The organism is Legionella clemsonensis, from assembly GCF_002240035.1.
GTDB classification, from domain to species: domain Bacteria; phylum Pseudomonadota; class Gammaproteobacteria; order Legionellales; family Legionellaceae; genus Tatlockia; species Tatlockia clemsonensis.
The window spans coordinates 851,020-863,387 of the sequence record NZ_CP016397.1; the positions used below are offsets into that span (position 1 = coordinate 851,020).

Consider the following 12,368-nt stretch of genomic DNA (forward strand, 5'->3'; position numbering starts at 1 on the left):
TTATTACCAGAACTATTCAGATTCAGGTGGAGAAGTCATCAAATTTTCATTTAAACTGGCCTGTTTTTCTTTAGCCAAGTCATGACGATGGTCAGCGGCAAGGTATGTATACATTGTAGGTACAACAAAAAGAGTAAATCCAGTACCCACTAACAATCCCATGGCAATTACCAAACCGATATCAAAACGACTCACCGCACCTGCACCTGTAGCCATTAATAAAGGAATAACGCCAAATACCATGGCAGCAGTAGTCATTAAAATAGGACGTAATCGAATGCCTGCTGCCTCTTCAACTGCAGCTCTGCGATCAAGGTGTTTTTCACGTTGTAACTGATTGGCAAAATCGACAATCAAAATTCCGTGTTTACTGATTAAACCAATTAAAGTAATTAAGCCCACTTGCGTATAAATATTAATACTTGCAGCACCTAAATTCAGTGGAATAAGAGCTCCACAAATCGACATAGGCACGCTAATGAGAATGATTAAGGGATCTCGAAAGCTTTCATATTGCGCTGAGAGTACCAGGAAAATAACAATGATAGCCATAAAAAAAGCAAGAATAAGAGCACTTCCTTCCTGAATAAATTGTCGTGACTGTCCACCATAGTCATAGGTAAATCCCTTGGGTAATACGTCTTTGGCTGCTTCGGCAAGAAAGGCTAATCCTTGACCCAAAGTTTGCCCTGGCATCATTACCCCTTGAATGGTAGCGGAGTTAAGCTGCTGGAAATGAGTAACAGCATTAGGCTGTACTATTTCTTTGCCTGTAACAACGGTTGATAAAGGCACCATAGTGTCATTGGCGGTGCGAACGTAAATTTCGCTTAGCTGTTCAGGAGTAAGGCGATATTTTCTATCCAATTGGGGAATCACCTGATAACTTCGCCCTTGAAGGTTGAAGTAATTCACATAATTGCCTGATAATGCACTCGTTAAACTGCTACCAATAGTTTGCATGTCCAAACCTAAATCAGAAGCTTTTGAGCGATTAATTTGAAATTCTACTTCTGGTTGATTAAATTTTAAACTGTTATCCAGGTAAATGAAAAGACCACTCTGTTGTGCCTTCTCCATCAGTTTATTGGAGATCTCAAATAGCGTTTGAAAATCATTCGTAGTTTTTATAACAAATTGAATGGGCGTGCCGCTACCACCTCCTGGCAGCGGCGGAGGAATTACAGCAAAGGCTTTTAGTCCTGCAACTTCATCTAATTTCTTCTGTAGCGGCTCTTTCAATTGAAACTGGGTTTTAGTGCGTTTATCCCAGGCTTTTAACACCATTCCAGAAACGGGTGCACTCATGTTAACGGTAAAATAATGCTCTGTTTCGGGAAAACTTTTATAGATTTCATCGAAAGGTTTGGTGAAGGCTTCAATGTAATTAATGGTTGCATATTGAGGTGCTGTACCCACGACGAAGAAAAAACCTTGATCTTCTTCAGGGGCTGTCTCATCGGGTGTATGAGTATAAAGATAGGGAAGCATTAGTAAAACGGCTGCGGCGAATATCAATATAATGGCTCTTGTATCCAACAGGCTATGAAGTAGGCGCTGGTAGCGGGCTTTTAGTCGATTAAACTTGTCATCAAGAAAATGAACGAAACGCCCGCTGCTAATGTCGGCAGAAAGAATTTTAGAACACATCATAGGCGTTAAAGTAAGTGCGATGATTCCAGAAATTATTACTGCACTTGCCAGGGTAAATGCAAATTCTTTAAATAGAGCACCAGTTAACCCTCCCATAAAACCAATGGGGGCATACACGGCAGCCAAAGTAATGGTCATGGCAATAACCGGTGTTGCAATTTCACGCGCGCCAATAATGGATGCTTGCAGTGGTGTTCGACCCTCTTCGATATGGCGGTGCACATTTTCAACCACGACAATGGCATCGTCCACTACAAGTCCAATTGCCAGAACAAAAGCAAGTAGTGTCAGCAAATTAATCGAGTAGCCAAGAAAAAGCATAAACGTGCAGACACCGATCAATGATAGCGGTATGGTAACGACTGGGATAATAACCGAGCGTACAGATCCCAGAAATAAAAAGATCACCACGATAACAATTAAGGCTGCTTCCAGAATAGTTTCCACTACTTCTTCAATGGAGGCACGAATAAAGTCTGTGGCATCATAGACCACCGTACCTTTCAATGAAGGGGGAAATTCGCGCTGAATGGAAGGCATAATCTTGCGGACATCACTAATTACTGTGAGTGGGTTTGCAGTGGGTGTTGGAGTAATGGCAATAAATACAGCCTTTTTACCATCGAAACGAACAGACGTATTATAATCCTGAGATCCCAGCTCTATCTTGGCAATATCACGTAGACGAATAATAGAATTATTACTGGAGCGGACGATCAATTGGCTGAATTCTTCCGCATTATTAAGATCAGTTTTCGCCGTCATATTAATGGCAACGTATTCACCTTTTGTACTGCCTGCTGCTGTTAGGAAATTATTGCGCGCCAGTACATTGGAGACATCAGCAGGCGAGACGTTTAACGCTGCCATTTTTACAGGATTAAGAAAAATTCTCATGGAATAAGTAGCCCCACCAAGAATTTCAGCTTTGGCCACACCATCTACGGTTTCAAGCTGTGGTTGCACAACACGCGTTGCGTAATCCGTGATTTGTTGTGGGGTCATATCCGCACTATCCAGACTAATGTACATTAGTGGTGTTGAGGTGTCAGAACTTTTGACAATCACCGGTTGTTGCGATTCGGGTGGTAGCTGGTTTAAGGTTTGCTGCACCTTGCTCATGACGTCAGTAAAAGCAACTTGAGGATCAAAGTTGAGCTTAATTGTTAATGTGATTGTACTAACACCCTGGGTACTTGAGGAGGTCATATAATCAATCCCTTCTGCACTTGCCACAGCTGCTTCAAGTGGGGTGGTTATAAACCCTGCGATTAAGTTGGCATCTGCGCCAGGATAAGCCGTGGTTATTGTAATCACTGTATTATCCATCCGTGGATATTGACGTATCTGCATGGTCAGGATTGAATTTAATCCAAATAAAAAAATTAGAAGACTTATGACAGAAGCTAAAACAGGGCGTTTGATAAATATATCTGTGAATTTCATGATTATCCTGATAAAACTATTTCAATACCTGCGTAGAATGTATTCGCTTTTTAGGGGATGAACGAATTACTCCAAGCGTCATGGGTTTATCCCAGCGCTAACCATGTTATTGACCTAACTGATCTGGATCAGCGGCATCTTGCAGTTTTACGCTGTTATTAATGACTACACGTGTTCCATTTTGCAATTTGAGCTCACCAGAACTAACGACTTGTTGTCCAGGTTCAATGCCTTTTTTAATCACTGTAAAGTTACCTTCCTGTTCACCCGTGCTCACAAAGACGCGTCTTACACGTAGAATATCTTTGCCTTCATTATCTTTTTTACCTTGTTTGTCTTTCTCGATAACAAAAACGGAATTGCCATATAAACTATAAGAAATCGCGGTGGAAGGTAAGACAACTGTATCGGGAATTGAGGGTTGCTCAACAGAAATGGCAGCAAACATTCCAGGAATAAATGCAAACTGGGTCACGTGATTTTTTGCATTTAAACTGCTATCACATTTAATGACCATCGGGTTATTTTCTTTTTGACTTTTTTGATCCTTGGCACTTTTTAGCTGAGGATCAGTTGCCGGACAATTTGGAACCGTTGCCTGTACCAGGATATTATGTGTATTCGTATCAACCTTGGCATTGATAGCGGTTATTTTTCCTTCAAATACGCGATTGGGGAATCCTTCAACACTAAATTGAATCCGTTGCTCAAGATGTAAGCGTTTTAACATTTGCTCAGGTAAGTAAAATTCAAGAAATAAGGGGTCCATCGATTGCAGGGTGACGATAGAGGTTTGTCCTGGGGTGATGTATTGGCCTAAGTTAACCTGACGAATCCCGAGTTGACCTGAAAATGGGGCAGTAATGTGTTTTTGACTTATTTCAGCCTGAGTTTTTTCGACATTGGCTTGTGCTTGCTGCAGGCTTGCAAGAGCCTCATCAACATTTGAACTTGGAGTCGCTCCACGTTTGAATAAATCAGCTTGACGTTTGTAACTTAATTCTTTTAAGGCCAAATCTGCCTTATTAAACTTAAGCGTAGCTTGATCAACCCTATCATCAATATCAATAAGAGGCTGATCCTTTTCAAGATATTGACCTGACTCAAAATGAATTTCTATAACGTTGCCTGAGGTTTGTGAGTTTACCTCAACGCCATTAATGGCAACAAAATTGCCAACGGCAGCAATGGTGGGTTTCCAATTTTTTTTAACAGCGGTGACCGATGAAACGCTAACAGCTGGAGGTTCGTAACTTGCAAAAAACCGCTTAATCATAAAACTTTTAAAGAGATTAAACGCAATAATTCCTCCAAATACAACCACAAGAGCAATTATCATGATAGTCATGCGTTTTTTCATTTTAAATCCCCAAACAGATGCGCGGTCAATGAAGCGGCGTTTACTATAACATAAATACTTTTTGAGGGGATCCTTCATGCATAAAGCGCAGTATGTAGAGGCATAAAATTTATGAAGAGCTCTCAGAGACAAGCCGCAGGACATAGGCATTAAATTCACTTAAAATGGTAGGTTCTATGAAATCTAAAGACCTGGCTTATTTTTTTTGAGTGATTCAATTTCTTTCTCAGTTTTTTGTAATTGAGCGTTAAAAAAACCTGTGCGATTTTGATGACTACTGTCTGCTTTCAGAAAGGAAAGTATATGGCTTGCTAACTCATAGGGCAGATTATATTGCCTTCGTATGGTGGGCATGGTGACTAATGCCCTTGCCAAATCAGATTCACCATTCCCTGCAAGATTAAATCGTGCGCTTTCGTCCCCTAGAGCTGTTAGTATCTCGTTCTTTTGTAAAGTAGTTTTTCCTAAAAACAAATCATTGTTGGCCAAGTCAACTGTTGTTACGGTTAACGGAATAGCCGCAAAGATTTTAGCGAGCTCCTTTGGAGTAAATTGACCAAGGTCATTTTTACACAAGCGTAGGGAAGTTATATTGGGAGGAATCAATTGGAATAATGCAGCCAAATCAGCCGCCATTAAGTCATTGAAACTATTATTGCTTAAGTCTAAAGAAAGATTATGTGCTGGAAGAACAGCGAAAATTTTGGTTAGTCCTGTAACCAGTTCAACAGCAGAATTATTATTCAAAATCAATGAAGTAATATTTTTTGGAAGCTCTTTAAAAACTTCCTCAGGAATCCGGTAAATTGGGATAGCACTTAAATTGAGACAGCTTACGGTATTAGGAATCGCTTGGAAAATTTTGACCAATACATTGCGTTTTAGTTTATAAAGTTTATTGTCGCTCAAGTCTATCATAGTAAGGGCTTGAGAAATTAAATTTCTTAAACTTTTAGCTAAAACAGCACCTGAAACTATATTAAGTTCATTGGAACTTAAGTTCAATGAAATTAGCCCTGCAGGGATAGAGTGAAAAAGTTCGATCTGGTTTGTTGTACTGCTTTTGAATAAGCCATTTTTGCTTAAATTAAGTACTCGAATGTGGATTGAGAGGGCATTGAAAGCCTGTGTCACAGAGATAGCTGGCAGTAGGTGGAGTTGATTACTACTTAAATCCAATGAAGTGACCTTGCGCGGAATTGCTAGAAACAGGGGAAGCAATTTAATGAGCTCAGTATTACCAAAATTATTCTCTCGAAGTTGCAATGAGCTGATAGTTTCAGGAAGTACTTTTAAAACACGCGTCAATTTTTCAGGTGAGCTAGTAAAATTGTTACTTAGATCAAGGGAGCTTACAGCAAGTCCTTCAAAAGCACTGGCTAATACTTCCTCTGGTAGTTGGTAAAGAGCATTGCCTCCTAGACTTAAGATTCTGATTGTTTTTGGAATACTCTTTATAACTTGGACAAATTCCTCTCCCTGGATATTACTAAGATAATTCCAATCAATCGATAATGCCTTAATATTTTGTGGAATCGATTGGAAAGCCTGAATTAATTCTGCTGCTGATTTAGTACCTAAATTGTTTGAGCTTAAATTCAGCATTTGTATCCAGGAGGGGATTGCTTTAAAGAGTTGGGCCAATTCGTCGCCGGTTTTCCCACTTAATTGATTGTTAGTTAAGAGGAGTGAATCTACGTTCTTTGGAATAGAGCGAAAGGCTTGCTTGATAGTATCATTGGATACCAGATTAAAATTACAATAACTTACTTCGAGTGAACTGCATGTAGCTGGAATCGCAGCAAAAGCTTTTGAAAAGTTACCTTCTATTATTTTCACCAAATAATACATGTTTCAGACATGCTATCTAAACTGCTGTTACTTTATCTCTGCTGGGAGAAGTGGAACATAGGTAAGTTTACCCACTTGAGGAGATCTGTGGTTAACTGTTGATGATAATTTATTATCTTAACAATAATGCAACATAATTTTACAAAAAATAGAGATTGAATAATTTTCGCTTAATAAAAAAATGCTACATTCTTTTTATGAAGTAAAATATTGTCGTATGTGAGATTTTATGAAGTCAACAGTTGTTTCAATACCTTCCTCTAAGATAAAACAAATTGAAATTGAGCTTGTTAATGATCTCGCTCAAATCGAAAGAGACTATTCCAACTTATTTGAGCAGATTAAAGAGCTGGAAACATTATTATTATTTATCCGTGAGTTGGATAAGAATCCACAAAAGAAAGAAGAAATGCGACTAGAGCAGCAAGCATTGCAGCAAAAAGCGAGTACAGAAGAAAAATTAACTGCGCAAGAAGAGCAAAGGTTATCTTTTTTGAAAAAGTTAGAATTGGGTAACTACTCAACCCAAATCGATAAGTTAGCGATAGAATTTGGCGATAAGGTGATTACCAGCTTTAGCTTAATGCAACTAAAAGCAAAAGCAATCGGTATGGAGATAGAAAAATTACCTGATTTTATCAAGACAGAAGATCTTAAGATAATTACTCAGGTAATTGGAGCTTCGCTACATATGATAGTTCCATCTGACATTTGGTTACGACGCTTACTTGGAGTAAAAGCAGATACAAGTTCTCAGAAATTAAAAGCAAAATTACAGGAATTTGTACAAACAGAAATTGAAACTAGAGTCGATAAAGGTCAGTTATTACCTGCCCTAAGCAGATTTGAGAAGGATATATTAAAAGAGTTTAATGCATATTCACGGGAATTAAAGCTTGCTAATAACCTCATTAAATCTTTTGAAAAGTATAGTGATGCTGCTGGGAATCGTTTTCAGGTGGCCGTGCATAATGTTTTAAATCAATTAAGCATTCTCTCAAAGACATTGGTTGCAAAGGAAGAGTCAAGATTCCAAAAAAGCGATGCCTATAAAAAGATTTCCGGTGAAAGAGATAAAAGAGCGGCTCTTATTGCGCATATAGGAAAATTTGAGGAGCTCTTACCTGTCGAAGAAAGATTGCAATTTATTGAGAGAATACTAAATAGTCAGAAGTCCGCTAAATTTACCGGAGAAAATGCAGAAGACCAAAGAAAACAGCATAAGGAAGACAAAAAAACATTTGCCCCCCTATTTAAAAATAAACAGTTTATACGAGAACTGTCAGAACTACATAAAGCGTTTAAAGCGGTTCAGTCTGCAAGAGTAGCTTATCTGAAAGCAGAGGAAAAAGCTGATAAGCCAGAGGAAAAAGCTGATAAGCTCTCTCGTAAACGAGCTATAGAAGAGAAAAAGGTTGATTATGGCTGTATAAGAGATAAACGAATAAAAACTCGCGCGCTTGTTACAGATTTTTTTTCTAAACCGTCAGCAGATAAAAGATCTGTACAAGAAGACAATACGGTGGATAGTTCACAGAAATCATCTCGTAAACGCCCTGTAGAAGAAACACCGGCAGAACAAAAGGAAAACCATCATATAGGACGTAAGCGTGTAAAAGTTAGACCTGCAATCTTCTTTGAACCGCCATCAGAGAAGAAACCTGAACACGACGTAGACGTGGCAAGTAACCCACGGTTTAAATAAAATAAAAGGCCAGTCGCACTGGCCTTTTATTAGTTTTATCAGAATAAAATCAAAGCTACTGCTAGAGATCTTCAAGATCACCAGAGGGAACGTCAGGATAAACAGGATCACCAGGAATTTTTCGGGTTTCATTGGCCCATTCACCTAAATCAATTAATTTACAGCGCTCGGAACAAAAGGGCTTAAACGTATTTTCAGGCGTCCAGGTGTTCGGTTTTCCACAGATGGGACAACTGGGTTTCTGTTCTTTTTTCATAGACTAAATATCCAAAACTAAGCTAATAAGGCGCTTTGAATATCATGGGTTTCATAGTGGTAGTCAAATGGCCATAATGAGTTAATCTCGTCTAGATTAAATCGCGTAGAATTTTTATACTCTTCGATTGCCATAGGAGTAATACTAAGAATATCTGACTGGGAAAAACTGCAACCGATAAGAGTCCATAAACAACGGTAAGAAGAAGCGTTAAGAGAAATTTGCTCCACATGCCCATAGATCTCACTTTCAGATAGCTCACGACTTGATAACAAATGTTTAGGGATCTTTACGCGCACTAGAAGCTGTGGGTAATGAAACTTATGCAAGTTATTAATTGCCACCATTTTTTCTTTAGTTAAGGTAACGGCAAGAGTAGTTTTAGCGCAGGTATTATTTAATAGGTTAACAAGATGTTCAAGATTAACTCTGGGAAGTTCTCCATTCTTAAGCTTAGGTAAAGTAAGAATGTCCGGATAGTTGCTATTTTCGCCCTTTTCGCAAAAAGGAATACTAAGATAGTATTCTCCCATACTCTCTTGTGCAAAAAAACCGGTATAGTGTTTCCCCCGAAGAAAGCAATTTAAGGAATATCGAGTGCGATAGGAATTTAATTTTTCCTCGGAATTAACTGTTTCATAAGCCAACTGTATCTGACGTAGCTCTGCGTTGATTATTGCAGAATCTAATTCTTCTTGAGTATGAAGCTCAATAGTTCGAGTATAATAAGCACTTTTTATTTTTGGCAAATCAGCGGTAGGCTCTACTTTAAATAGTTTGAAAATATCCAGAGGGGCTTTCATAAATACTCCCGATTTATTTTGCCTGATTGTATTGAACTTTAGAGAATAATTAAAGGGTAAAAAATTGCCATGAGATTAATAAAAAATGCAGGGAGTATGATTGTGAGACGGAGTACTTTATTTCATGGACACAAAAAAAACCTATTGACTAAATTAAATCCTTTGTTACCATTTGGCTTCCACTAATTATAGGGGTTTATAATAATGAAACTTAAGTCACTGCTTTTTGTTTGTTGCCTGAGTTTGTTAACATCAGCATTTGCTGACAACCGTCATTTACATCCGCAAGCAAATAATCCTAATGCAAAGGCTACAGACGCTAAATCTGCTGCAAAAAGTGCTAAGTTACCAGGTTACTGTGAAATAGAAATTATCAATAGCAGCTATGATAATGTGCGTGTTTATGGGGTTTTTGATGATGGCACTAGTTTAACGCCTTTTAATATTTATCGCTATGAAAGTCCCCATTATATTGACCTATTTTACTATGGCTATTGCCATGCAGGTATGAACTTGTACATTGATACCTTCAGTGGCTATCGAGTATACTCTGGCTACACCTATGTCAATAGCACTGTACACGTCGTACCTTATCTGACTAACAAAGCCAAAGTAGAAATTACTGCTAAATAATTTATTAAGAAGCTCTTACCAAGGCACGATTTTTCGTGCCTTTCTTTTATCCATTATCCTTGAGGTTTACCATGACACGTATTCTTGCTTTACTCATTTTATTGCCTTTAATCAATGCATGCACGATTGAAAATGACTATTATGAGAGTAATTATCACTCACATCCCAGTACGCATTACCATTCAAACCCTGGTGCTCAGGTTGAAGTGCCCTATGGTGATTCGTATAGAGAGCCCAATACCCATTATCACTACAATGAAAGAATGGCTTATAAACATTCTAACCAGCACGGGCATAGAAATAATGTTCCTCGCGGTAAACCTTATACCTATCAACATGCTCCCAATACACATGGTCACTCCAATAAGGCGATAACAAGAAAAGGACCTGCCAATAATAAAGCAGATTCCAATATCCATAGTCATGAAAATAAAAATTCTTCCAATCATGGTCATCATTCAATTCGTAGCCATGAAAAGGAAGTAGGGATTACTACTCATGGTCATGACTCCTAAATTATGGTGTGGTATCTTTCCTTTGATTTTTTGTTTAAAGGAAATAACATGTTAAAAATAATCAAGTTATTCACTATCACATTACTGATAACTCTTATCGCTGCTTGTGCTGCGACACCAACGACTGAAAGCACTGGACAATATCTTGACAGTGCTGCAATTACAGCAAAGGTTAAAGCGGAATTGGTGGATAAATTAGGAGCTAAAGGATTTGCAATCAAGGTAAAAACTTATAAAGACCTTGTGCAATTGAGTGGGTTCGTAAACAGTGCGGTAATCAAACAGCGTGCTGGTGTCATTGCTGGCAATGTGGAGGGTGTGAAGCACGTTCGTAATGATTTGATTGTTAAATAACTTAAACGTTTGCGTGACAGTATCAGGTGAGCAGTACTATAATTGTTCAATTATAAAACGTAAGGATTACAAATGTTTGATAAAAGCTACACGATTGCAGATTTTGATGGAGAACTTTGGCAAGCTATCGAGGCTGAGCGTAAACGTCAGGAAGATCATATTGAGCTTATTGCTTCGGAAAATTATGCAAGTCCGCGGGTACTTGAAGCTCAAGGTTCAGTACTGACTAACAAATATGCTGAGGGTTACCCCAACAAACGCTATTATGGTGGCTGTGAACATGTTGATATCGCAGAATCATTGGCAATAGCAAGAGCTAAGCAATTATTTGGTGCTGATTATGTAAACGTGCAACCACATTCAGGTTCGCAAGCCAATGCAGCTGTCATGATGGCACTCCTCTCACCAGGTGATGTTATTCTTGGAATGGCTCTGCCTCATGGGGGTCATTTAACGCACGGCTCAAAAGTTAATTTCTCAGGCAAACTTTATCATGCAGTGGAATATGGTGTAGATGCTGATACTGGCTTAATTGACTACAATGTTTTGGAGAATCTGGCTGTTGAACATCGACCTAAAATGATTATTGCCGGTTTTTCGGCCTACTCGCAAATCCTGGACTGGCAGCGATTTAGGGCAATTGCTGATAAAGTAGGGGCTTATTTAATGGCCGATGTTGCTCATGTTGCTGGTTTGATTGCTGCAGATCTGTATCCTTCTCCAATTCCCTATGCTGATGTAGTTACCTCAACAACACATAAGACCTTGCGGGGTCCCAGAGGAGGATTAATACTGGCTCGAGCCAATGAGGAAATTGAAAAAAAATTAAATTCCTCCGTATTTCCCGGGATGCAGGGCGGGCCCCTTATGCATGTGATTGCAGCAAAAGCGGTTGCTTTCGCGGAAGCGTTGCAACCTGAGTTCAAAAAGTATCAGCGTCAGGTTTTGTTAAATGCAAAAATTATGGCAGAAACGCTAAAAGGCCGAGGTTATCCCATCGTTTCTGGTGGTACAGAAAATCATCTAATGTTGGTTAATCTGATTGCAAAAAATCTTACTGGCAAAGAAGCTGATGCGGCTCTCGGCAAGGCTCATATTACAGTCAATAAAAATACTGTTCCTAATGATCCTCGCTCTCCTTTTGTAACCAGTGGTCTTCGTTTAGGGACTCCTGCAATTACCACACGCGGCTTTAAAGAAAAAGAGGTAAGCATGTTAAGCGAATGGATAGCTGATGTGCTTGATGATGTTAATGACGAGGCAACCCTTTCCCGAGTTAAAAATCAAGTGTTGCAGTTATGTCGAGAATTTCCGGTATATCGCTAACATGCATTGTCCATTTTGTCATGCCGAAGACACCAAGGTAGTTGATTCTCGCCTTGTTGCAGAAGGAGCTCAGGTTCGAAGAAGACGACAATGTCTTATCTGTCATGAGCGTTTTACGACTTTTGAGACGGCTGAATTAATTATGCCGTTAATTATTAAGCGAGATGGGCGCAGAGAGCCTTTTAATATTCAAAATTTACGTGCAGGCATGTTGCGTGCCCTGGAAAAAAGACCTGTAAGCGTTGATGCCTTGGAAGAGGCAATTGTGACTATTATGCAACAGATTCGCCGTCGCGGTGAGCGGGAAATTGATTCACGTGAAGTAGGCGAGCTGGTAATGAAGCAATTATACCGTCTTGATCATGTTGCTTATGTACGTTTTGCTTCCGTATACAAGCGCTTTAAAGACGTCAGTGATTTCAGACAAGCGATTGATGAAATGAAAGATGATAGAAACTCATGAGGT

The 12,368-nt window shown here is 39.0% G+C and carries 11 protein-coding genes; 6 read left to right on the forward strand and 5 right to left on the reverse strand.

Annotated features, from left to right (window positions below):
• Positions 1–12: 12 nt before the first annotated feature.
• From clem_RS03670 to clem_RS03680, 3 genes are all read right to left on the reverse strand, one after another.
• Entirely contained in the window at positions 13–3,099 is a 3,087-nt protein-coding gene (locus clem_RS03670) for an efflux RND transporter permease subunit (protein WP_094090378.1), read from the reverse strand.
• A gap of 106 nt (positions 3,100–3,205) precedes the next feature.
• Complete coding sequence (locus tag clem_RS03675; protein ID WP_094090379.1) at positions 3,206–4,459, reverse strand: efflux RND transporter periplasmic adaptor subunit; 1,254 nt, start codon at positions 4,457–4,459, stop codon at positions 3,206–3,208.
• A 183-nt stretch (positions 4,460–4,642) separates the two neighbouring features.
• Positions 4,643–6,298, reverse strand: coding sequence for a hypothetical protein (locus clem_RS03680; RefSeq protein WP_157698166.1), 1,656 nt, complete (start codon positions 6,296–6,298; stop codon positions 4,643–4,645).
• A gap of 241 nt (positions 6,299–6,539) precedes the next feature.
• Here clem_RS03680 and clem_RS03685 point away from each other — a divergent pair, with 241 nt between their 5' ends.
• A complete protein-coding gene (locus clem_RS03685) occupies positions 6,540–8,015 on the forward strand; it encodes a hypothetical protein (protein ID WP_094090381.1) in 1,476 nt (491 codons plus the stop codon).
• A gap of 61 nt (positions 8,016–8,076) precedes the next feature.
• Here clem_RS03685 and clem_RS03690 read toward each other — a convergent pair whose 3' ends face one another.
• Positions 8,077–8,271, reverse strand: coding sequence for a DNA gyrase inhibitor YacG (locus clem_RS03690; RefSeq protein WP_094090382.1), 195 nt, complete (start codon positions 8,269–8,271; stop codon positions 8,077–8,079).
• A 17-nt stretch (positions 8,272–8,288) separates the two neighbouring features.
• Positions 8,289–9,074, reverse strand: coding sequence for a J domain-containing protein (locus tag clem_RS03695; RefSeq protein ID WP_094090383.1), 786 nt, complete (start codon positions 9,072–9,074; stop codon positions 8,289–8,291).
• A gap of 204 nt (positions 9,075–9,278) precedes the next feature.
• Here clem_RS03695 and clem_RS03700 point away from each other — a divergent pair, with 204 nt between their 5' ends.
• From clem_RS03700 to nrdR, 5 genes are all read left to right on the forward strand, one after another.
• Complete coding sequence (locus clem_RS03700) at positions 9,279–9,707, forward strand: hypothetical protein (RefSeq protein ID WP_094090384.1); 429 nt, start codon at positions 9,279–9,281, stop codon at positions 9,705–9,707.
• 71 nt (positions 9,708–9,778) lie between these two features.
• Positions 9,779–10,222 carry a hypothetical protein gene (locus tag clem_RS03705; RefSeq protein ID WP_094090385.1) on the forward strand — a complete coding sequence of 148 codons (444 nt, stop codon included), beginning with the start codon at positions 9,779–9,781 and terminating at the stop codon, positions 10,220–10,222.
• Positions 10,223–10,270: 48 nt separating this feature from the next.
• Positions 10,271–10,576, forward strand: coding sequence for a BON domain-containing protein (locus tag clem_RS03710; RefSeq protein WP_094090386.1), 306 nt, complete (start codon positions 10,271–10,273; stop codon positions 10,574–10,576).
• A 72-nt stretch (positions 10,577–10,648) separates the two neighbouring features.
• Positions 10,649–11,902, forward strand: coding sequence for a serine hydroxymethyltransferase (glyA, locus tag clem_RS03715; RefSeq protein WP_094090387.1), 1,254 nt, complete (start codon positions 10,649–10,651; stop codon positions 11,900–11,902).
• 1 nt (position 11,903) lies between these two features.
• Entirely contained in the window at positions 11,904–12,365 is a 462-nt protein-coding gene (gene nrdR, locus clem_RS03720) for a transcriptional regulator NrdR (RefSeq protein ID WP_094090388.1), read from the forward strand.
• Positions 12,366–12,368 lie beyond the last annotated feature (3 nt).

Excerpts from the sequence above, each read along its gene's own strand:
- clem_RS03670 (WP_094090378.1), bottom strand. The coding sequence starts at position 3,099 with ATGAAATTCACAGATATATTTATCAAACGCCCTGTTTTAGCTTCTGTC.
- clem_RS03675 (WP_094090379.1), bottom strand. The coding sequence starts at position 4,459 with ATGAAAAAACGCATGACTATCATGATAATTGCTCTTGTGGTTGTATTT.
- clem_RS03685 (WP_094090381.1), top strand. The coding sequence starts at position 6,540 with ATGAAGTCAACAGTTGTTTCAATACCTTCCTCTAAGATAAAACAAATT.
- clem_RS03690 (WP_094090382.1), bottom strand. The coding sequence starts at position 8,271 with ATGAAAAAAGAACAGAAACCCAGTTGTCCCATCTGTGGAAAACCGAAC.
- clem_RS03695 (WP_094090383.1), bottom strand. The coding sequence starts at position 9,074 with ATGAAAGCCCCTCTGGATATTTTCAAACTATTTAAAGTAGAGCCTACC.
- clem_RS03700 (WP_094090384.1), top strand. The coding sequence starts at position 9,279 with ATGAAACTTAAGTCACTGCTTTTTGTTTGTTGCCTGAGTTTGTTAACA.
- clem_RS03705 (WP_094090385.1), top strand. The coding sequence starts at position 9,779 with ATGACACGTATTCTTGCTTTACTCATTTTATTGCCTTTAATCAATGCA.
- clem_RS03710 (WP_094090386.1), top strand. The coding sequence starts at position 10,271 with ATGTTAAAAATAATCAAGTTATTCACTATCACATTACTGATAACTCTT.
- glyA (WP_094090387.1), top strand. The coding sequence starts at position 10,649 with ATGTTTGATAAAAGCTACACGATTGCAGATTTTGATGGAGAACTTTGG.
- nrdR (WP_094090388.1), top strand. The coding sequence starts at position 11,904 with ATGCATTGTCCATTTTGTCATGCCGAAGACACCAAGGTAGTTGATTCT.